The sequence below is a fragment of the Providencia sp. PROV048 genome (assembly GCF_033688165.1).
GTDB lineage: Bacteria > Pseudomonadota > Gammaproteobacteria > Enterobacterales > Enterobacteriaceae > Providencia > Providencia hangzhouensis.
The window spans coordinates 1837312-1859719 of the sequence record NZ_CP096360.1 but is presented as its reverse complement, the minus strand read 5'-3'; the positions used below and the strand labels follow the sequence as shown (position 1 = coordinate 1859719).

At 39.2% G+C, this 22408-nt stretch carries 20 protein-coding genes, 1 tRNA gene and 1 pseudogene; 13 read left to right on the top strand and 9 right to left on the bottom strand.

What is annotated here, in order from left to right; genetic code table 11:
* Positions 1–17: 17 nt before the first annotated feature.
* Together yejM and M1F26_RS08025 are read left to right on the top strand one after the other, a co-directional pair.
* A complete protein-coding gene (gene yejM, locus M1F26_RS08030; protein ID WP_140172553.1) occupies positions 18–1733 on the top strand; it encodes an LPS biosynthesis-modulating metalloenzyme YejM in 1716 nt (571 codons plus the stop codon).
* 73 nt (positions 1734–1806) lie between these two features.
* Positions 1807–1883 (top strand) — tRNA-Pro (locus M1F26_RS08025).
* Positions 1884–2117: 234 nt separating this feature from the next.
* Here M1F26_RS08025 and M1F26_RS08020 read toward each other — a convergent pair.
* Positions 2118–2651, bottom strand: coding sequence for a GNAT family N-acetyltransferase (locus tag M1F26_RS08020; protein ID WP_140172554.1), 534 nt, complete (start codon positions 2649–2651; stop codon positions 2118–2120).
* 221 nt (positions 2652–2872) lie between these two features.
* Between M1F26_RS08020 and M1F26_RS08015 the strand changes: the two genes are divergently transcribed.
* Together M1F26_RS08015 and M1F26_RS08010 are read left to right on the top strand one after the other, a co-directional pair.
* Complete coding sequence (locus M1F26_RS08015; RefSeq protein ID WP_140172555.1) at positions 2873–3133, top strand: DinI-like family protein; 261 nt, start codon at positions 2873–2875, stop codon at positions 3131–3133.
* A gap of 98 nt (positions 3134–3231) precedes the next feature.
* Positions 3232–3852 (top strand): annotated as a pseudogene (locus tag M1F26_RS08010) (transposase).
* 65 nt (positions 3853–3917) lie between these two features.
* Here M1F26_RS08010 and M1F26_RS08005 read toward each other — a convergent pair.
* Positions 3918–4718, bottom strand: a complete 801-nt coding sequence (locus M1F26_RS08005; protein ID WP_140172556.1) for a MipA/OmpV family protein — start codon at positions 4716–4718, stop codon at positions 3918–3920.
* 440 nt (positions 4719–5158) lie between these two features.
* On the opposite strand from M1F26_RS08005, the gene M1F26_RS08000 reads away from it, so the two are divergent.
* The 3 genes from M1F26_RS08000 (at position 5159) to M1F26_RS07990 (ending at position 7855) form a co-directional block, all read left to right on the top strand.
* Positions 5159–5833, top strand: a complete 675-nt coding sequence (locus M1F26_RS08000) for a response regulator (protein ID WP_004260024.1) — start codon at positions 5159–5161, stop codon at positions 5831–5833.
* Positions 5823–7184, top strand: coding sequence for a sensor histidine kinase (locus M1F26_RS07995; protein WP_140172557.1), 1362 nt, complete (start codon positions 5823–5825; stop codon positions 7182–7184). The genes M1F26_RS08000 and M1F26_RS07995 overlap by 11 nt, the downstream gene beginning before the upstream one ends.
* A gap of 95 nt (positions 7185–7279) precedes the next feature.
* On the top strand, positions 7280–7855 hold the full coding sequence (locus M1F26_RS07990; RefSeq protein WP_004260017.1) for a cysteine hydrolase family protein: 576 nt from the start codon (positions 7280–7282) through the stop codon (positions 7853–7855).
* A 20-nt stretch (positions 7856–7875) separates the two neighbouring features.
* Here M1F26_RS07990 and M1F26_RS07985 read toward each other — a convergent pair whose 3' ends face one another.
* Positions 7876–8718: a D-amino-acid transaminase gene (locus M1F26_RS07985; protein ID WP_140172558.1), complete on the bottom strand. Its 843-nt coding sequence runs from the start codon at positions 8716–8718 to the stop codon at positions 7876–7878.
* Between the two features lie 451 nt (positions 8719–9169).
* Positions 9170–9694 carry an anti-virulence regulator CigR family protein gene (locus tag M1F26_RS07980; protein WP_227528930.1) on the bottom strand — a complete coding sequence of 175 codons (525 nt, stop codon included), beginning with the start codon at positions 9692–9694 and terminating at the stop codon, positions 9170–9172.
* 331 nt (positions 9695–10025) lie between these two features.
* On the opposite strand from M1F26_RS07980, the gene M1F26_RS07975 reads away from it, so the two are divergent.
* From M1F26_RS07975 to M1F26_RS07955, 5 genes are all read left to right on the top strand, one after another.
* The gene (locus M1F26_RS07975) at positions 10026–11276 is read left to right on the top strand and encodes a mechanosensitive ion channel family protein (RefSeq protein WP_140172560.1); all 1251 of its coding nucleotides are present in this window, start codon (positions 10026–10028) and stop codon (positions 11274–11276) included.
* A 300-nt stretch (positions 11277–11576) separates the two neighbouring features.
* Positions 11577–14006, top strand: a complete 2430-nt coding sequence (locus M1F26_RS07970; protein WP_140172561.1) for a DMSO/selenate family reductase complex A subunit — start codon at positions 11577–11579, stop codon at positions 14004–14006.
* An 11-nt stretch (positions 14007–14017) separates the two neighbouring features.
* Positions 14018–14635 carry a DMSO/selenate family reductase complex B subunit gene (locus M1F26_RS07965; RefSeq protein ID WP_036958092.1) on the top strand — a complete coding sequence of 206 codons (618 nt, stop codon included), beginning with the start codon at positions 14018–14020 and terminating at the stop codon, positions 14633–14635.
* Between the two features lies 1 nt (position 14636).
* A complete protein-coding gene (locus M1F26_RS07960) occupies positions 14637–15413 on the top strand; it encodes a dimethyl sulfoxide reductase anchor subunit family protein (protein WP_140172562.1) in 777 nt (258 codons plus the stop codon).
* 153 nt (positions 15414–15566) lie between these two features.
* Positions 15567–16160: a molecular chaperone gene (locus M1F26_RS07955; protein ID WP_140172563.1), complete on the top strand. Its 594-nt coding sequence runs from the start codon at positions 15567–15569 to the stop codon at positions 16158–16160.
* A 57-nt stretch (positions 16161–16217) separates the two neighbouring features.
* Here M1F26_RS07955 and M1F26_RS07950 read toward each other — a convergent pair whose 3' ends face one another.
* Positions 16218–16760 carry a DUF924 family protein gene (locus M1F26_RS07950; RefSeq protein ID WP_140172564.1) on the bottom strand — a complete coding sequence of 181 codons (543 nt, stop codon included), beginning with the start codon at positions 16758–16760 and terminating at the stop codon, positions 16218–16220.
* A 403-nt stretch (positions 16761–17163) separates the two neighbouring features.
* On the opposite strand from M1F26_RS07950, the gene M1F26_RS07945 reads away from it, so the two are divergent.
* A complete protein-coding gene (locus tag M1F26_RS07945) occupies positions 17164–17433 on the top strand; it encodes a hypothetical protein (protein WP_004259979.1) in 270 nt (89 codons plus the stop codon).
* 41 nt (positions 17434–17474) lie between these two features.
* Here M1F26_RS07945 and M1F26_RS07940 read toward each other — a convergent pair whose 3' ends face one another.
* The 4 genes from M1F26_RS07940 to M1F26_RS07925 are packed head-to-tail and all read right to left on the bottom strand — an operon-like array spanning position 17475 to position 22397.
* Positions 17475–19214 carry an acetyl/propionyl/methylcrotonyl-CoA carboxylase subunit alpha gene (locus M1F26_RS07940; protein ID WP_180359539.1) on the bottom strand — a complete coding sequence of 580 codons (1740 nt, stop codon included), beginning with the start codon at positions 19212–19214 and terminating at the stop codon, positions 17475–17477.
* On the bottom strand, positions 19201–20805 hold the full coding sequence (locus M1F26_RS07935; RefSeq protein ID WP_140172565.1) for a 5-oxoprolinase/urea amidolyase family protein: 1605 nt from the start codon (positions 20803–20805) through the stop codon (positions 19201–19203). The genes M1F26_RS07940 and M1F26_RS07935 overlap by 14 nt, the downstream gene beginning before the upstream one ends.
* 9 nt (positions 20806–20814) lie before the next feature.
* On the bottom strand, positions 20815–21621 hold the full coding sequence (locus M1F26_RS07930) for a putative hydro-lyase (protein WP_140172566.1): 807 nt from the start codon (positions 21619–21621) through the stop codon (positions 20815–20817).
* The gene (locus M1F26_RS07925) at positions 21618–22397 is read right to left on the bottom strand and encodes a LamB/YcsF family protein (RefSeq protein WP_140172567.1); all 780 of its coding nucleotides are present in this window, start codon (positions 22395–22397) and stop codon (positions 21618–21620) included. Before M1F26_RS07925 ends, M1F26_RS07930 begins: the two co-directional genes overlap by 4 nt.
* Positions 22398–22408: the final 11 nt, after the last annotated feature.

Here is a 22408-nt window from a genome sequence, read left to right as displayed (position 1 = left end):
TTAATGAAATAAACAGTATGGTCACCCACCTGCGCTACCGTGACAAAGTCTCTAACATGATTGGTTGGGGGCACTGGTTTGCACTATTCAATATACTGCTTAGCCTCGTGTTAAGTAGCAGCTATCTGTTTATTTTTGATTGGCCAGATACCTTAACTGGCCGAATTTATGCTTTCGTCAGTTGGTTAGGTCACTTTAGTTTTGTGGTCTTTGCGACTTACTTGCTAATTATTTTTCCACTGACCTTTATTGTTATGTCTCAGCGGTTGCTGAGGCTACTTTGTGTTGCCCTTGCAACGGCAGGAATAACACTATTAATCTTTGATATCCGTGTTTTTAGTCAATTCGGTTTGCATTTAACACCGCAAGTTTGGGACTTGGTCATCAACCCAACTAAGGGGGAAATGGCTCGTGAGTGGCAACTGATGTTTATCAGTATTCCCATTATCTTTCTTGTTGAAATGTTATTTGCGACTTGGAGTTGGCAAAAACTACGTAGTTTAAACCGCCAAACATTCGGCAAACCTCTGGCGGCTATTTTTATTGTGACTTTTATTATGTCACATCTGATGTATGCATGGGCCGACGCTAATTTTTATCGCCCTATCACCATGCAACGCTACAATTATCCATTGTCGCAACCCATGACAGCTCGCAAGCTACTTGATAGGTATGGTCTATTAGACTTAACCGAACATCAAAATCGTGTATTCCAACAAGGTAGCCCAACGGCACTTAAATTAAACTACCCATTGAAACCTTTAAGTTATTATGACCAAGGCGCTGATTACAACTTATTATTGTTGGTCATTGATGATCTAGGGGATAAATCTCAACAAGATTCTATGGGGGCGTTAAACGAATTTAAAGAAATCAGTACGCAGTTTACGAATCACTACACGACTGGGCTACGTAACGATACTGCGCTATTTGGCCTATTCTATGGTATTTCATCGACTTATTTCGATAATATTCTCAATGGCCGCCACCCATCAGCGCTAATTGAAGCCTTACAACATCAAGGGTATCAGTTTGGTTTATTCTCAACAGATGGCTTTAATTCTCCATTATTCAGACAAGCTATTTTAGCTGATTACTCATTACCTGCAAAAACTGCAGATAATGACAACTTAACCGTTACACAGTGGAATAACTGGCTAGATAACCTTAAGAACGGCTCGCCTTGGTTCTCTTTCCTGAATATTAAAGGAACACCTGGAAGTGCAAAAACGAATGAACAAATCAATCGCGTAATGGCCGCATTACAACGTGATAATCGCTTGCAAAATACCATTGTTATTGTGACGGCAAATTACAATAACCAAGGAAAAGCAGAAAACGAATGGTTAGATGGTAAACGCTTCAACCGTGATAATATGCAGGTACCACTGTTTATTTATTGGCCAAACACACCTGCACAGCAGATAGATAAGCTAACAAGCCATCAAGATGTGATGACAACACTGATGCAGCGTTTATTACATGTCAGTAATCCACCTGATGATTACAGCCAAGGTGAAGATTTATTTAGTGTTAAACGTACTTACCCATGGGTAATCACGGGTGACAACGACGATGTTGTCATTACCACAGATAATGCCACCCTCTACATGGATCAAAATGGCCAGTTTAATATCTACGATAAACAAGGTGCCATAGAACGAAATGAAAAACCTGATTTGGCTGAGTTGTTGAAAATCTTTACTGAATTAAAGCGTTTTAATGAAAATTAGTGCTTAAATATCAACCAGTCGTATCATAAGTCTATTGCTTTTAGAAGCAAATTGAGTAGTATTAATCAAAGTTCGGCATGTAGCGCAGCTTGGTAGCGCACCGTCATGGGGTGTCGGGGGTCGTAGGTTCAAATCCTATCATGCCGACCAACTTTTTATAGAGAAACCAACCTGTTACGGTTGGTTTTTTTGTATCTAAATTTTAGGTGGGTAAAATGGGGTCCCCCAAAAACTTTCACTTCTACAAATCAGTCGAATACAGCCACTCAACACTTCTTAATTAAAGCTGGCTTTATTCCTAGTGGCTACATTGAAAATTTAGATGATAATGACCCGGTACTTATCTATTGCTATAAACTTGATTAAAACCATCTACATAAGGAACTATAATAGCGCTTTATTCATCACAAGCGTTTGTAAGGCGTGATTAAATTGCTGATAGACTTCTTCTGCTATCGCTTCTGGATAACTTAATACCCTAAGCTTATGTGGCTTATTTCCAGGGTAATAACTTGGATGTGCGTGTGCGTATTCGTTTTGCTGAAAACCGCAATGTCGATAAAAAGACCAACGCTTTTGGCTCACATCATCAATAATAGGGTCAATTTCTAGGATCACTTTACCTACATCATGACAAAACTGTTTTAATACCTTTTGCCCATAACCTTGCCCTCTTAATACAGGAGAAATAGCAAGATGTTCGATGTAATAATAATCTTCGATTTTCCAACACCCAATAAAACCAATAAAAATGTCATTTCCTTTGAAGCTGAACAAATAATAATCACTATGATTTAATATTGCTTCTCTTCCTTGGTAGCTTCTTTGTTCATATAATGGAAAAGCTGTGTCATACAACTGGTTAATCATTGCTACCGTTTGGCGATCTTCACTTGAAACTCTTAAACCATATAACATTTAATCGTTACTCACTTTCATAAAATATATTTTTTAGAATAGCTATTTTAAACTTTCTGACAATTACTTATCGAGCACTAATAATATTAACCTACTGTTTTGTCTAAATATTAGTTTTCCACTTAATTCACTGATAAAAATATTTTTGCCTCTATATTGACTTTTTTACCTAATAGTTCTAAAAATACTGTATATAAACACAGCTCTTATTAGAGGCTATCATGTTACGTATCGAAGTTTTATTTGATAAGAATGCTCCACAAAAACCGAGCTCAGTTGTTTTGCAAGCACTTGAAACTGAGATTTTACGCAAACTTCAAAACCAATACCCGGACATGGTAACGCGGGTTGGGTTTAGTTCACAACAACGCGTGAATATCTCAGGTACAAAAATAGCGGAGGATAAAACGCGTATTGAAGAAATACTGGAAGAGATCTGGATGGATGATGGTTGGGTCCCAGAAGAAGAACAAGTAGAATAATACGTTTCTAGAAAGGAATAAACTTATGAGCCTGTAATTTAAATTGTATATTTGTCTACTTTTGATATGTTAAATCTAACAACAAAGTAGACAATATTATAGATGAGAAAAAACTAAAAGCCTTTTGCAAAAGGGATTAAAACTGAAGCCAACCTAAATCAATTCACTCGAATGTTAATCAAGTTAACCGTTGAAACGACATTAAATACTAAATTAAATGAACATTTGGGATATGAGAAAAATAGCGCTAAAACAGGCTCTAATACACGCAACGGTTATTCATCTAAAATATTACTCACCGATAGTGAGTTTGAAGGCAGTTTTGAACCTCAGCAGATCAGAAAAAATCAAACTCACATCACTCAAATTGGCAGCCAAATTTACCCTTCTATGCAAAAGGGATGACCATTCGTGAAATCGTTGCTACGTTCAAGAAAAGTTGATACGCGCATTGGGAGAATTTAAATACGTTTTTTGCTTCCCCTGATGAAATCCGCAAAATCATTTATACAACCAATATTATTGAGTCGCTCAATAACGTTATCCGTCATGCCATTAATAAACGTAAGGTCTTCCCCAACGATGGTTCTGTACGAAAAGCGATTTATTTAGCGATTGAATCAGCCTCTAAAAAATGGAGTATGCCAATTCAAAACTGGAAACAGGCAATGAGTCGTCTTATTATTGAGTTCGGTGACCGCCTAGACGGCCACATTTAATGAAAGGCAAATACACAGAATTATTTACAGAGTTAAATTATCGAATATGGCTAGTAATTTTTTGCTTAAAAAGTATAACTAACTCCTGTCATTCCAGTAAACCCTGTTTGGCGTTCAGTTAACGTACTATTACCAGCATCACCTACTAAATGATAGACTCCTACACCTGTATATAATGTCATATTTTCATAAACCTTATAATTCAGTATGAGTGAGCTATTCACATCTTTAAAACCTGCACCTGCATCATATTCTTCAAATTTGGATTTTTTAGCTTGTTGTTTAGTAACCCCAAAATAAATTTGGTTATATGACTCATTTGCCCAAACAGTCGCTATATTATAATCAATATACCAATTTTCATTAATTTCATACATTGCATTGGCGCCTAATATTACAGAAACAGCCCTACCAACTTTACGCCCTCCATATTCCCTTTCTGCTGTTGCAATATCTGTTGAAACATAGAATTCATAATTATCAAGATTATAAGATAAAGCAAAACCAACCAATGGAGAACCATCTAAATCCCCCATTCCTTTCAAATCTTTATTTTTGTTACCTAATAATCCAATTTCTTCATCTCGACCAAAATCATATCCAAACGAACTAAAAAATGTTAAATTTTCCGTTAAGCTAACCCCCCATGCTAACCCTTCTAAACCAACACTAAACATACCATAATCATCACTAATATACGCATATGTTGCTTCAACACTAGGTCCAATTTGATATTTTTTAGAACCTTCATATACCGGAGCTACTGATGCTCCTACACCAAGATTAACTATACTCTCATTCGCAGAAGCATAGCTGTATGGTAAAGCTATTGTAGCCAGTATAAATGTTTTTATCTTTTTATTCATATTAGTTATTACGCTCTTTTATTTAATAATTTTTTTTCGAAGAAATTCTTTAATATTTTTCATTAGATCAAACTTGTTATTTTTTTCCTTTGACACTTCATTATCTAAAATACATCTTCTCGCCTCCTGACATCTCACTATTTCAGTATACTTAAAGTTAACAAGCGTTTTATCTTGTGTTCTTGTGAAATTATCCCCAATAAACATGAATGCAATTAAAATAATTAAAATAAATCCGAGTGAGTCTATATAGGATAGCTTCATATTCTGTATTCTTTATTCAGTTATAAATAAGTACGACAATAATAAAGAGTTAGATGTTTTGTACCTTAAAAATCAGTTAAATCAAGCTTAAGAAATAATTAATTTTTTTTATATCGTGTATTAATTTATTGTCTGTACTAAATTGACTGCTTATACTTGTTAGCAGAGGTGATAATATGAATATCTTATTAGTCGAAGATGATCTTCAATTGGGAAAAGCGCTATGTCGTGGGCTGGAACTTGCAGGTTTTAATCCTTGTTGGGTAAGGCTACTTGCTGATGCAAAATTACAACTCGCATCTCGCAATTTTGACCTAATGCTCTTAGATTTGGGCTTACCTGATGGCGATGGTCATGACGAGCTCATAGCTTGGCGTAATATGGGAGAAACGATCCCAATCATCATTCTTACAGCAAGAAATCAAATGGATAACTTAGTTTCTAGTTTAGATTCAGGCGCTGATGACTTTTTAACAAAACCATTTGCTATGCCTGAGCTTATTTCTCGAGTAAAAGCGGTTAGTCGCCGTATGGCTGGTTTTTCATCTGAAATATGGCAATTGGGTAACCTGCAATTAAATCCACTTAATCATCAAGTAACCCTTAATGAGCAATTGCTACTGCTATCCGGGAAAGAATACCTATTACTCTATGAATTAATAAAAAATGCAGATAATGTTGTCAGAAAAACGGATTTAGAGCAGCGTCTATTTGGATTGGATGATGTAGAAAGTAACTCTTTAGAGGTTCATATTCATAATTTACGCCGAAAGATAGGTAAAGACCGTATAATTACTATCCGTGGCATTGGTTATTTATTAAAAAAAGAAGTGCCACTAAGTGAAAGTTAAATCATTTTTTATTTATACATTCGGGCTACAAATCAGTTCCGTTATTTTTCTTTGGTTATTATTAGTTGGCTGGCTCCAGTTTTTTTATTGGCCATCAATTCATGATGAGTTAAATGCACAACAGAATATCGTCACTCAAGGGTTTGCTAAAACACTTGATGTGGTTGCTGATAAACCTGAATATTTCAATAAAATAGCCGATAACCTACAAGAACTTTATTCTAGCGCAATGGAAAGTGGCGATAATATTAGTTATCTGCCTTTTATGGTTGTCAGAGATAAACAAGGGAATGTCTATTACCGGAACAGTGACAAATTACATGTTCCTTCGCTTAAATCCGTTTCTGAGCTCGCTGCATTACATAAAGACTGGCACTTTACTTCTGCATGGAATGATCAAAAAACCTTTGAGGTTGTCATTGCTGAATCTTATAGTGATCGTAAATCCTTATTAGGTAATCCAGCCGAAGGCACAGCCATCCCCCTCGCTTTCATTTTAGGTATTATGTTGCTAGCAATTTTAATTACCGCTTATTTTAGTTTGCGGCCTTTAAGACAATCAGCAAAACTCATTTCCAGCCGTCAGCCGGGTAATTTAACTCCTATAGAAACAAAAGAGCAATATAAAGAAATTCGGCCTATTATTGCAGCAATAAATAACCTTATGTCTCGTGTTGATGCTGCGAATCAACGTGAAAAGCGCTTCATGGCAGACGCCGCACATGAATTACGGACGCCGATTGCGGCTGTTATTGCTCAATTGCATTTGTTAATGCAAATTGATAATCCAAAAGAAAAAGGCGAAATTATTAATGATATGCAAGAAACTTTAAATCGTGCGGCCTCTCTATCACATCAATTAATTGACCTAGCTCGTTTAGAAACTGAAGATTTCTTGTTAAATAAAGAACAAATTGACCTGCCTGCATTAATCAGCCATTTAATATCTTCACACATACCTTACGCCATTAACAAAGATATTGATGTCGAACTCCAAAGCCCAAAATCTTTTTATATCCTCACAGATAAACTCGCATTAAGTAATATTTTTACTAATCTGCTTGAAAATGCGATTAAATATTGCCCTGAAAAAGGGAAAATCAAGGTCATTTTAAAAGACCTTACCCCATTTGGTGGGACTATTTCTGTTCAAGATAACGGCCGAGGAATTCCAGAAGACAATCGCCAGCTTATATTTTCTCGCTTTTATCGAGTACCTGGAACAATGGAAACCGGAAGCGGTTTAGGTTTATCAATCGCCCAGAATTTAGCCCATAAAATCGGTGCTGTAATTAGAGTTACTGATGGATTAGACAATCAAGGTATTGGTTTTATTATTGACTTACCCTAAATCGAATAATGTTATTGAGTTAACAGCATTCACGCTTTTTTCCAGATAGTATACGCTGTTATACGTTAATATACTTACACCTAAAAGAGGCAATAATGTCCAAGGCATTAGTAATTATTGATCTCATTGAAGAGATAATTGGTAAAAATGGCTTATCTAATTCAAGTTACCAGCAAACTTGCTCACGAAAAATTGTTGAAAAAGCTAATCAAGCGGCACAATATGCAAGAAACCATCATATTCCAGTGATTTGGGTTAAGGTTGGGTTTTCAGACAATTATCACGATGTTCCTGCTGGCTCCCCTATGTTTCAGCAAGCTAAAAAACTTGGAGCCTTAAAATTAAGTGGCACTGGGTGTCATTGGGCTCATGACCTTGAAGTGGCATTTCGTGACCCAGTAATGATTAAAAAAGGGGTTTCTGCATTTGCAGGAAATCATTTCCATAAATGGCTTACCGATAATGATATTACCGAGTTGTTTATTGGCGGAGTTAGTACCGTGAAGGCCATTCAAAGCACTGCTAGACAGGCTCATGATTTAGGGTATTTTGTTACAGTACTTGAGGATTTATGTGCCGCTCCAACGCCAGAACTCCACCAGCAAAGTATTCAGGCATTGGATGGCATGGTAACCATTTCTTCAGTTAAAGAATTTATGCAATTAAAATAACATTTAGATATCTCATGTGATTATTTTAATTTTTGCAAGTATATCTCTCGTAGCCGGATAGCTAGTTTCCCCGGCTTACCTTCCCCAATGAATTGGTTATTCGCCATAATAACTGGCCAAACTAATGTTGTCGCCGAGGTAATAAAGACTTCCTTGGCTTCTAACATTTCATCAACACTAAATGGCTTTTCAACAATGTCTATTTGTTGTTCTCTAGCAAGTTGTAATATCGCTTGGCGAGTAATACCTGACAATATTTCATTATTTAACCCCCGTGTTTGTATTTGGTTTTGTTGGTTAATAATAAAACAATTACTGGAACTTCCTTCAGTAATATAGCCGTTTTTAACAAATATAGCGTCGTCTGCACCTTGCTGTTTAGCGTATTCTTTTGCCATCGAAGCTGCTAATAAAGCAACTGTTTTAATATCACAACGCTGCCAACGAATATCATCTACAGTGACGACTTTTATTCCATATTTTGATTTTTCATTTTCAACAATCTGTGTCTTTTGTGCAAATAAGACTAATGTTGGCTTCGTCTGTTTATCCGGATATAAAAAACTGCGTTGGTGTGCATTACCACGAGTCAACTGAAGATATACAAGCCCTTCTTCGATATTATTTTTCTGAACTAATTGAAGATGAATTTGTTTTAATTCTGCTAAATCATAAGGTAGTGATAACTGTAATTCAGCACAAGAACGCTGTAAACGAGCCATATGACGATCAAAGTCAACGAGCTTACCGTTAATTATTGCTGTCACTTCATATACTGCATCCGCAAATAGAAACCCACGGTCAAAAACAGATACTGATGCGTCTTCTTCAGGTAAAAACTGGCCGTTCACATAAGCAATCATGAGTTATATTCCTTTATCAATCAAATCATTACCTAACCTCTGATTAACCATACACCATATTATAAAAATTACCTTTCAATTCTTCACACTTTTTGTGCCCATTTATGGATTTTTGCATGTCTTGTGGTAACAACTTGCAGTCAAAAACAAGTGCCAGACATTCTTTTAAAAAATAATTTAATATTTAAAATTATTTTTAATATTAACTTGACATTAACATGTTAATAGCTAAAATGCTCTCACGTGATCTGGATCACATTTTAATTTGGAGTTATCGATGAACAGCATCAAAAAATTTATCAGCAGTGTGCAAGAAGTTGTTGAATTACTGTCTAAACGTTTTATGTAAGCGAGTTAATCATTTTTTAGTCAATCAAACCTTTTAGTTACCTAATCATTAGCGTTAATTGCATTTATTTTGCACAACGACCTTGAAATCAAGGTCGTTTTTTTATTCGAAAACATTTTCAATAATTTCTGCGACTATCGCTGTTCCTATCGCAACCAAGACAAGATCTTGGCCACTGATTTTCCATTCATACCCGACATAAACGGGTAATTGAGCTAAAAAAGCTGAAGGTAACGCTTTTTTGGCAATACCTGGAGGAAGCGGTTTACCCCGACCAACTTGCTTTGCAATGCCTGGCGGCAACCCTTGATAGCCCGTCAAACCATATTCAATGGCCAAAGGCCTTACATTACCAAAACTCACATTAAAACTAACATTAGAACCTCGTTTCTTATCGTAATATTCACTTGCTTTGGCATATTTTAGCTGTTGATTGCCATTCCCTTTATTCGATTTATCTTTATTCTGATTTCCTTTGTTTCCATGAATTTGTTGATTTCCTTTACCATTCCCTTGGCCTTGATTGCCATTAGGAGATGAATTAGCGAGAAATGGAGTGCAGGCAATAACGGGTAATAAGATATACTGCAAAAGAACAGAATAAGTCGGCTTTTTAAATACGCTCATAATAAATTCCTGCAAAGTTAATATAACATTAGGAAGTTTGTAGAACATTATGCTTAGTTATGAAGACTCACAATCAGAAAATCCTTATCACATGTAATGTTATGTAAATGTTACATAACTAGTCAAATTAACGAACCCGCTCCTTTATAATGACCTTTATTGTCATTAATATTGCATTCATATACTGCACAATACTTAGAACTAACAATAAGAATTAAGACAGAGTTTAATATTGTTCGCCATGAATTTTCATTGTGAATATGATAAGGTCTTTAAACTATCGAATATTTTTATAAACCATTGTTCCTAACACCCTCAAGAAGGAGAAACCATGCAGCAGCAACTGCTAGACTGGGTACGTCAGTTCAACCAAGATTACGCTAACCTCGCCTCTTTACTTATGGTGCTCGGTTTAATCCTAATCGTCGCCTGCGTATTACACTTAATTCTGCATAAAATATTACTTCCTCAACTCGAAAAAAGCGGGCAAAAAAGTGCAGGAACTTGGATTCATTTAATAACTCAACATAATCTTTTTAATCGCTTTGCATTTGTTATACAAGGTGTTGTTGTCAATATCCAAGCTACGCTATGGTTACATTCAGGCTCGACTACACAAGCCGTTCTAAAGGTCGGCTCACAGGCTTGGTGCCTATTATTTGGCTTACTTACCCTTTACTCCGTTCTTGATATTATACTTGGTGTACTCCAACGTGCAGCCAAAACCGCGCATTTACCTCTTAGAGGAATATTTCAAAGTCTTAAACTGATTGCCACAATTCTAATTGGCATCATGATTATTGCGCTATTAATAGGCAAATCGCCTCTGATTATTCTCAGCGGTCTTGGTGCAATGACCGCTGTCATGATGCTAGTGTTCAAAGACCCTATTATGGGGTTAGTTGCTGGAATACAACTTTCAGCCAACAATATGGTTAACATTGGCGATTGGTTAGAAATGCCTAAATACGGTGCTGATGGCGCTGTGGTTGATATTGGTTTAACTACGGTAAAAGTCCGTAATTGGGATAACACAGTAACCACTATTCCTACCTATGCACTTATTTCTGATTCCTTCAAAAACTGGAAAGGAATGACAGAATCTGGTGGACGCCGAATTAAGCGTAGTGTCCGCTTAGATGCTAGCAGTGTGCATTTTTTAACATCTGAAGAAATAGCGTACTGCATTAAAGCAAATTTACTTGAGCCCTATATAGAGCAAAAAATATCTGAGATTCAAGTCTTTAATTCTAGCCTACCTGATGATAAAGCAATCCCTTTAAATCAACGTCGTCTGACAAATATAGGGACTTTCCGCGCTTACATTGAAGCTTATTTAAAATCACACCCTAATATTCACAAAAATATGACGATTATGGTCAGACAGCTAGAATCTGACTCAAATGGTATCCCAATCGAAATATATGCATTTACGAATACAACCGTATGGGTGGAGTATGAAAGAATACAGTCAGACATTTTTGACCATATCTTTTCCATCCTTCCGCAATTTAATCTGATGGTACATCAATCACCTACCGGAAATGATGTTAGGATGATAGGCTATTCCCCAGAAAAATAATTAATACTAAGTGATTAGTTAAATTTTCTTATCCATCTACACCTAAAGTAGTATTTCAAAGAGGGAGATATCCCTCTTTTTCCTTACTTTTGACTCAATCGTTATATAATAATTAATACTTCGATAGTTAATAGAAATAGAACTAATCTATGTTATAGCGAACAAAAAATCCTTATAAATTAAATAAATACATTTATCTTATTAGGGATAACATTGATGTAAGTCATGTAACTCAACAGAAACTTTTTTTAACATATAAAACAAGAAAGTAATGTTGTTATTTACATATAGGCAATGTCAATGCATAAAAATAAAATAAATACTCAATTTGGAGAACTGAGCAGGAGGGAGTTTATACAAACCTCTGCAACCGTTGCGGGTGTCGCTGCTGTTGCTGGCTCAATCACTCTTCCTTTTGCTGCTCAAGCAAAAACACCAGCGATCATGCCTGACGAAGTCAGCGAAAAAATCAGCTATAGCGCATGCTTAGTAAACTGTGGTAGCCGCTGTCCATTAAAAGTTCATGTGAAAGATGGTGTTATCAGCCGCATTTCCAATGAAACAATGTATGACGACTCAACGTTAGGTGAACACCAAATACGCCCATGTTTGCGTGGCCGTTCAGTGCGCTGGAAAACCTATAACCCAGACCGTTTAAAATACCCAATGGTACGAGTTGGTAAACGCGGTGAAGGTAAATTTAAAAAGATCTCATGGGATGAGGCAACAACCATTATCGCCGAAAAACTGCAGTATACTATTGATAAATATGGAAGTGATGCCATTTACTATCAATATGGCTCGGGCTCAACAGGCGCAAACTTACACGGTCGTGCTGCTTGTAAACGTTTATTAAGCTTAACCGGTGGTTTCTTGGGTGATTATGGCACATATTCATATGCGCAATTAATGGAAATCACGCCTTACGTATATGGCAGTATTGAAGAATCCTATTTATCTGAAATCCAAAACTCAGATTTAGTCGTCATGTTTGGTCACAACCTTGCTGAAACGCGTATGTCTGGGGGCGGTCAATTTTACGAAACCCTCAATGCGTTAGATAAAAGCAAAGCAAAAGTTATTATCATTGACCCGCGTCGCACTGATAGCGTCACAACGCTTGGCGCAGAATGGATACCTATTTACCCAGGTACTGACGCTGCATTAGTTGCTGCTCTCGGTTATGTCATGATTGAAGAAGGCCTGACTGACGAAGAATTCCTAAACAACTATTGTGTTGGTTGGGATGAGTCTACCTTACCTGCTTCTGCACCACGCAATGCATCATATAAAGATTATATTTTAGGTAATGGCCCTGATGGCATCGCAAAAACCCCTGAGTGGGCGAGCAAATTAACGGGTATCTCAGTCGCACGTATTAAACAACTTGCACGTGAAATCGGTAATGCAAATAGAGCATGGATCTCACAAGGCTGGGGCTTACAGCGCACAGAGAATGGCGAGCAAGCTTGTCGTTCTATTATGATGTTACCGTTGATGTCTGGGAACATTGGTCGTGCAGGAACTAACACTGGGCTGTGGGGTAACAGCTACGCTTATCCTGTTGCAGGTTTTGCTTTACCTAACCCAGTCAAAGCCTTGATCCCAACTTATATGTGGTCAGAAGCTATTGTTCGTGGGAAAGAATTAACCGCAGAGAACGGTGGTATTAAAGGTGTCGATAAACTCAATAACGACATCAAGTTTATGTGGTGTTACTCCAGTAATGTCATTGGTAACCAACATGGCGACTTAAACAAAACCCATGAAATACTGGCTGATGAGTCAAAATGTGAATTCATTTTAGTGTGGGATAACCATGATACGCCATCCGCAAAATATGCAGACTTATTGTTACCGGATGTCACAACTGTAGAAACCAACGATTTAATCAATAACTCCTATGCAAGTGGTGCGTATCATTATTTAGTTCGCCTACAAAATGCCATTGAGCCACTGTGGGAAAATCGCCCTAATTACGATGTGTTAGCAGAAATTGCTGAAAAAATGGGTGTAAAAGAACAATTCACCGAAGGCCGTACCTACGCCGAATGGATTGAGTTCTGTTATAACAAAACACGTGAAAAAATGCCTCATTTACCTGAATTCAGCGAAACCGACGGTGCGGGTATTATCGACCGTAAGTTCCTGAACAGTTCAGAAAATATTGCATTGAAGAAATTCCGTGATGACCCAATCAATAACCCATTGAAAACGCCGTCAGGTAAAGTGGAAATCTATTCAGAACAACTAGCTGAGCGTGTTAAAAATTGGGAGTTACCAGAAGGTCAACGTATTCCTGCCATTCCCGAATATTGCGTCAATAAAGAAGGTGTTGAAGCTCAAGCAAGCCAACAAAAGCATCCGCTATTAATGACGGGCTTTCATGATAAAGGCCATGTGCATTCATCATATTATAATGTTGCGATGCTCCGTGAAGCCATTCCACATCAGTTTTGGCTCAACCCAATCGATGCTCAGCAACGCGGCTTGAACAATGGTGATATGGCAGAAATATTTAATGACCGTGGGCGTATTCAAATTAAAGTGAAAGTGACAGAGCGTGTATTACCCGGTGTTATCGCCGTTCCACAAGGTGCATGGCGTACTCTTAATAATGATGGGCTAGATGTCGGTGGTTGTATCAATACACTAACTTCGCATGTTCCTTCGCCATTGGCTAAAGGTACCCCACAACATACTAACCTTGTTGAAGTTAAACGCGCTTAAGGAGTTGAATGATGAAACAATATGGCTTTTACTTTGACTCCACAAAATGCACTGGCTGTAAAACATGCCAAGTCAGTTGTAAGGATGAAAAAGATTTAGATTTAGGCCCAAAATTCCGTCGTGTCTACGAGTTCGGTGGCGGTAGTTGGCAAAAACAAGATGGTATTTGGCAGCAAAATGTCTTTAGTTACTATCTTTCTATTTCATGTAACCATTGTTCAAACCCGACTTGTGTCGCGGGTTGCCCAACCGGTGCAATGCATAAACGAGAAGAAGATGGTTTAGTCGTGGTTGACCAATCTATTTGTGTCGGTTGCCGTTATTGTGAGTTGCGCTGCCCGTATGGCGCCCCACAATTTGATGAGAAGAAGAAACTAATGAGTAAATGCGACGGCTGCTATGAGCGCGTCGCAAAAGGGATGAAACCTGTTTGTGTTGAATCTTGCCCGCAGCGTGCTTTAGATTTTGATGATATTAATGTTCTTCGTGAGTTACACGGCACAGAGTGTGGCATTGCTCCAATGCCAGACCCAAGCCTGACGAACCCGAATATTGTCATCAAACCACATAAAGATGCGAAGCCATTTGGCGATAAAAGTGGCGAATTAAAAAACCCTGCGGAGGTGTAAGATGCATGAATTACCACTCGTTTTTTTCACCGTCTTAGGACAGTCCGCTGCTGGGCTTTACTTACTCGCTTATATTAGCCGTAGAATGGGTTCTATTGACGATAATCAGCTAAAAACTGCCAATATCGTGGCCTTTATCATTATGATAATAGGTTTAGGTATCGGTGGGTTACACGTTGGCCAGCCACTACGCTTCTTTAATATGCTACTGGGTGTAGGCCGTTCGCCAATGAGTAATGAAGCGTTCTTGAGTGGCGTATTTGTTGGATGCGCTGCTGCAACGTTATTTTTTACGCTGTTTTTCAAACATACGTTATTACGTGAACTGGCTAATATTGCCGCGGTAGTGTCAGGACTTGCATTTGTTTGGTCAATACCTCAAGTGTACAACATCGCCACTATTGCTAACTGGGACACCGGTTATACCACACTGCAAATGTGGATGACGATGTTAGTCGGTGGCGGTGCGCTCGCCATTGCAATCGGTGCTCGTGGCTTAGGTATTGCTTCGTTCTTAATTGGTACTTTTGCTATTTTTGCAAGCCGTGCGGGTTATCAAGCCTTTTTAGCAGAAACAGGTCCCGCTCTTAGCGGTGAACAAACAGGCTTCTGGGGCTTCCAAGTTGTTGTTTTAGCTATTGCTTTAGCTGCTTTCGTTGGTATGGCGTTAAAGCACCGCGCACCAAAAGCGACATTAGCAACTTGTGCCGCCGCAGTATTATTAGCTGAACTGGCTGGCCGCATTGCATTCTATAATTTGTGGCAAATAACCATGTAAGGCATTGTTATTACTATGTTATAGTGTTTCATAAAAGAACCCCCATTTGGGGTTCTTTGTTTAGATATCTTCAACACCACCTGCATTGATACAGTAGCAGGAAATTAAAAAATGATGTCATGCTTTAGCGCGAAATAAGACGGATAAAATAATATGATTGACACGACAATGATCCGCATCCTTGGTGCGTTTTTCTACTACCCTCCGCAATCGGACACTTTACGTAACGTTTACTCTGTCTTGGGTGAACTACCACAGTTATGTACATGGGATAACCCAGAGAAAATTCAGGCTATTTGTACTTCGTTGTCACAAACACAACCTGATGATATCTCTTATGATTATTCCATCTTATTCGAAGGACAAGGCAGTATGCCTGCTCCGCCTTGGGGCTCTGTGTACTTAGAGCATGATAATACTGTTATGGGTGAGTCAACTGCGGCTTATCGCGACTTTTTGCAAACGAAAGGTTTAGTCACTGATACTGGAGTCCGTGAACCTGAAGACCAATTTGGCTTAATGATGATGGCAGTTTCTGCGTTAGCAGAGCAAGAGGACGACAGCGCTGTTATTGCTCTATTTGAGCAACATTTGTTACCTTGGGCGTATCGTTATTTAGAGCTAGTGCAGCAAAGCAAAACAGAGTCCACTTTTTACCCTAGCCTTGCACAGATCACTGAAATTTATCTCAAGTCACTACAATTGAAATTAGAATTATCGCCAGTCAGGGCCGAATTATTTCGCTAAATAAAAACTAAACCAAATGAGCTAGTTAAACAAAATATGGGCTCATTTGGTTTTAGTCTAAAAAGAAGAGTTTGGCTCTTGTAAAAATGCAATTTCTTCTTGTGTTGATGGCCGACCTAAAATTTCATTACGGTGAGGATAACGGCCAAATTTATCAATGATCGCTTTATGTCTCATTTCAAAATCTAATGTACCGTCATCACCCAGCATGCGAAATAGCTCAACCGCCTGTAAATGTATAAAACTGGATTCAGAGTGCATAAATGGCATTAAAACAAACTTGCGCTGTGACGGCGTCAGAAGGTTATAATCATGTTGCTTAATCGCCTCTTGCGCTAATGCTAAAGCCATCCCATCTTGAGCAAAAGACCGTGGTGTATCACGCCATAAGTTACGTGAAAACTGGTCTAGAACAATAATTTCCGCTAAACGTCCACGAATAGATGCCCGCCAATAAGCTAATTCTCCCTTAGCTGCACGTTCACAGATATGAGCAAACCGTTGTGCTATCGTCAAATCAAACTTAGCGCTTTTTTCAAACCATTGTTTTGGTGTCGATTCCTCAAACCAAAATGAAAGCACTTCTTCCATGGCATTCATGATTTATTCCTATCTATTTTCTTATTAGAGGTTGTCATAATCCTAGTTAAAAATAGCCTTAATTGACAGGCTTGAGCTCTAATATCGGCTGTTTGTAGATAATTATTTTGTTTTTTTGCGATCTGACACCAAAAAAACATGCAATATTGATAGTGTAATTTTAACAATATACTACTTTATTTATTATCAAATCATTTATTTTCTACTTATGATAATTCCCAACTTTTTAATTTATAACGATTTGCTTTTTAGTGTGAATGAAACAATTCATCATGCCTAAATGCATACATTTGGTTAACTCAATGTTAGAATTTAACCTATAATGCGTATGTGAATTAGATAGTTACTTGCAGTCATCACTTTCAGCGGTTCATATTGGTTCTTATTAAGGAAGGCAATGTAAATGGCAGGACATATGGTACTCATTGGTTGGGCGTTATGGGTTAGCCCTTGTGGTACGGATTCATGCGATGCATTACCGGTGACTGAAACTATTTTTACACAAGAACAATGCATGAGCCGAAAAAAATACCTAGAATCAAAACGACCGAATCTCTACTTTCTCTGTGGTGAGGTTTACCGCGATAGCAATGAAATGACCGCTGAAGAAAAACATGCTATTCCTGCGCCTCATCTTCCTCTAAGAACGCTGCCAGAGCGAATTTCCCGTTAGTTTGAGCTAACTCCTTTAGCTCAAACTTAATTGGCATCAAACTAAATAATTTCAGCTATTGGGCTTTCTGCTTCAACAAAATCCCCTTTAGTAGCGCAATACTTCAACGTTCCTGCTCGGTGTGCAACAATTTGCACTTCCATTTTCATGGCTTCCATTACACCAATTACATCCCCTTCAGAAACGTTATTTCCTTGAGGGATCAGCCAGTTAAATAATATCCCGGAAATAGGTGCGTTGACCGCATCAGGATTATCAACTAATTGAGGGGCTGAATGGGATGCCGCTGAATTATTGACTGAGAAACCAGAAAAAAGTTGAGTGGGCAAACCTAGCTCACAACGCTTCCCATCAATTTCAATAAAAGTACGAGTCATCGCAGGATCCGATAATGGAATTTGCCGTTTTGCTGGTGGAATTTCCACATTAAATTCCGTCTCTATCCAACGCGTATGTACGCTAAAATTATCACAAAAATCAGCTTGTTCTATTACTGCACGATGGAATGGTAATACGGATGCAACACCTTCAATATTAAATTCTGCCAGTGCTCGACGTGCACGCAAAATAGCTTGTTCTCGTGTACTCCCCACGACAATTAATTTGGCCATTAATGAATCAAAGGTACCCGGTATTGTTGTCCCTGCCGTTACGCCACTATCAACACGGACTCCCGGCCCCGTTGGTGCATCAAAAACAGTAATAGTGCCGGGGGTCGGTAAAAAACCATTCCCAGCATCTTCGGCATTAATACGAAATTCAAACGCATGCCCTCGAGGAGTCGGCATCTCATTAATACTTAAAGGTAAACCTTCCGCAATACGTAGCTGCTCAATCACTAAGTCAATCCCTGCGGTTTCCTCTGTGACTGGGTGTTCAACCTGTAAGCGCGTATTCACTTCTAAAAATGACAGCGTTCCATCTTGGCTTAGCAAAAATTCAACGGTTCCTGCTCCCACATAGCCCGCTTTGCGGCAAATATCCGTTGAGGCTTGGACAATTTGCTGTTGTTGGTTCTCAGATAAAAAAGGGGCTGGTGACTCTTCAACCAGTTTTTGATTACGCCGTTGTAGTGAACAGTCACGTGTTCCCACCACCAGCACATTACCATGCGTATCTGCAATAACTTGGGCTTCAATGTGCCGAGGGTTATGCAAAAATTGTTCAATAAAACATTCACCTCGGCCAAATGCCGCAGTAGCTTCGCGCACAGCTGAATGATAAAGTTCTTCAACTTCATGGAGTTGCCAAGCTACTTTTAGCCCTCGGCCACCACCACCAAATGCCGCTTTAATGGCAATAGGTAAACCATGTTGATGAGCAAATTCCAGTACTTCTTGTGCACTATTCACAGGGTCTTTTGTACCAACCACTAGCGGTGCACCGACTTGCATTGCAATATGGCGAGCTTGAACCTTATCCCCTAGTATATCAATGCTGTTTGCGCTAGGCCCAATCCAGATTAACCCTACGGCTTCAACTGCACGCGCAAATTCAGCGCGTTCAGATAAAAAACCATACCCCGGATGCACCATAGTTGAACCAGACTGCTGAGCGATACTAATCAACTTTTCAATATTTAAATAACTTTCTGCTGGCGAGTTTCCCCCAAGCCCGTAGGCTTCATCAGCCATTTTGACGTGGAGAGCTTCAATGTCACTGTCCGCATAAACCGCAACAGACTGGAAACCATAATCACGACATGCACGGATAATACGAACTGCAATTTCGCCTCGATTAGCAATCAATACTTTATGTTTTTTGTTGTTATTCATTTTCATAAGCACAATGGCTCCCTTGTAATACTTTAAATTCACCAAGTGGATTAAAACGTATTTTGGCATTCACAGGGATTTGCCCTGCTAAATCCAAATGGTATTCACATACCGCGCCAATGACGGGATAACCGCCAGTTAAAGGGTGGTCATTGAGAAACAAAACGGGCTGGCCATTTGCTGGCACTTGAATAGCCCCAATGCAAGTTCCTTCACTCGGTAGCTCCTGTAGTTGTTCGCGCTCTAACGGTTTTTCACTAGATAAGCGCAGGCCTATTCGATTTGATGACGCAGTGACTTGCCATAATTGCTTTGTTAGTTGGCCAACGGTTTGTTTTGTAAACCAATCCGTTCGAGGTCCCAATATCACATCCAAAACCACAACATCATTTTCTGCTGGGTAATCAAAAGCAGGTGTCTCATTTAATGAAACGGCTAATGGAGACGAATTAGTACTAACCGTTAATGTTTGACCTACCTTGATTGGGGCTGGGCCAACTTGCGCCAGCGTATCAAACGAGCAACTCGATAAAATAGGTTCAATATTAAAACCACCCCGCACAGCGAAATAACTACGTACACCTTTGTTCGGACGGCTTAATTTAATGGTGTCGCCTTTTGCTAAATGAATCGGTTGATAAGTATTAACTTGATATTGTTGGTGTTCTTTCGTAATAACCTCAATAGAACAAGGCGCACCAGTCACTGCAACAATAAGGTCTTTGTGCACTTGTGCCTTGAACCCACCTTGCGTTATCTCTAAAACGGCGGAGTCTGATTTATTCCCCACAATACGGTTTGCACTACGCAATGCCGATTTATCCATACTGCCAGATTCTGAAATACCTAATGCTGATTGGCCAATACGCCCTAAATCTTGAAATAAAACCTGTAATCCTGTCGCTAAAACGGTTAAATCAGCACTGACATTCTCAGCATTTTTTTCAATACTTACTTTAGTTGGCAAGCTATAGCTAATCTGGCTTTTTGTTGCATCAACAAAGTTTACCCGCATGCCTGCCTGAACGAGTGCGGGTTCTGGCCGATTGATATCCCACATTAATAGCTCAGTCACACCGATTAACTGCCATCCCCCTGGGCTAGCTTGTGGATAAACACTGCTAAACTCCCCGGCTAAGGCAACAGATCCCGCAGGGATACGCACTCTTGGTGATTGACGCCTTGGAACATTCAGATTAGCGCCTTTCGACACCATGTAACCAAAACCCGGAGCAAAACCGCTAAATGCAACCTGAAATTCATTTTCTGTGTGACGACGTATCACTTCTGCAGTGGATATCCCTAAATGCGCTGCAACATCCGAAAGATCCTCTCCATTGTAATGAACAGGGATAGTGACCAATTTACTGGCCTTACCAACTCTTCTCGACACATCCCTAACCGATATTTTTTCAACCAACTCATTTACATCAATCCTGAACGGGTTGTAACGAATTAAAATAGTCCTTGCTGCTGGTGTTATTTCATCAATCCCATAAATGGGCATTTCTGTTAAAGAATCAGTCAATGCCATTGTTTGTTCAAGACTTTCCAACTCCACCATAAAAGCACTTAAATTGACGGGTAAAAATCTCAATTGGCACCTCTATATGTGATATGCGGCATCAGGTACATCCGTAATAAACATGTAACCGGGTGCATGGCTTAATGCGAATGGAACCCCAGATTTCATTACTGCCGCTTGAGGCGTTACACCGCAAGCCCAAAAAACGGGAATTTCGCCCTCTTCAATACGAACCGCATCACCGAAGTCAGGCTGCATAATGTCAGCAATACCTAATTGTTCTGGCGCACCAATATGAACAGGAGTGCCATGCACTGCGGGAAACCGACCAGTGATACTTACTGCATCAGCAACGCGGTGTGCGGGTATTGGTCGCATTGAAACCACTAATTCACCTTGTAAGCGCCCTGCTGGACGACATAAGCGATTGGTTTTATACATAGGAACATTGGATTTATCCGTGATATGCCGTACATCAATGCCCACTTCAATCATTGGCGTTTCGAATGTAAAGCTACAACCAATTAAAAAAGTTACTAAATCAGGATGTTGCTGATAAATTTCTGTCGCATCCGTAATTTCATCTACTAGCTGTCCTTTCTCCCACACACGGTAACGTGAAATATCAGTACGTAAATCAGCACATTCAGCTAAAACCGTTTGCCAGCTCCCTGCCTCACATACATCAAGAACAGGGCAGCTCTTTGGGTTACGCTGAGCGTATAATAAGAAGTCAAATGCCCAGTCACGTGGCAATGCAATCATATTGGCTTGGGTCATGCCCGGGGCAAGGCCTGCTGTTGGTTTGTCATATCCCTCACGGATGGCTTGGCGTGCATGGCGAGCGGCTTCAATGGCCTGCAGTGATGCCTTCATTAGCTGTGTCATTCGTGGTCTCCTTTGTGAGCAAAACCATAAATTTCAATACCTTGTTTTTCTAGTACGGCACGCACCTGTTTTGCCATTTCAAGAGCACCAGGGCTATCGCCATGAACACAAATTGACCCCGCATCAACAGGTGTAAATTTTCCATCAATTGACATCACACCGCCTTCCATGACCAGCTGCAACATGCGGTCTGCAACTATCTGTGGGTCATGTAATACTGAACCAGCTAATTTTCGAGATACTAATGTGCCATCACTGTTATAAGCTCTATCAGCAAAAGCTTCTGCGACCACATTTAAGCCACATTCTCTTGCCCACTCAATTAATGGTGACCCTGCTAATGCCACTAATATCAATTGCTTATCAATAGTTAATATCGCATCAATAACGGCCATTGCTTGGCGTTTATCATGAGCAATCGTGTTATACAGTGCACCATGAGGCTTAACATATAAAACTTGTGTCCCTGCTGCGGTTGCTAACCCTTGTAATGCACCAATTTGATAAATCACGTCTGCGGTTAATTCACTCGATGCAATATCCATATTACGTCGACCAAATCCCACTAAGTCGGGATAACCAACATGAGCACCAACAGCAACACCATTTTCCTTCGCCGCTTTAAGAGTTTTTAATATCCCTTCAGGTGAGCCTGCATGAAAACCGCAGGCAATGTTCGCGCTACTAACAACTGGAAGAATGGCGGTATCATTGCCCATTTCCCATTGTCCAAAACTCTCCCCAAGGTCGCTATTTAAATCAATTTGCTTTTTCATGGCTACTCCTT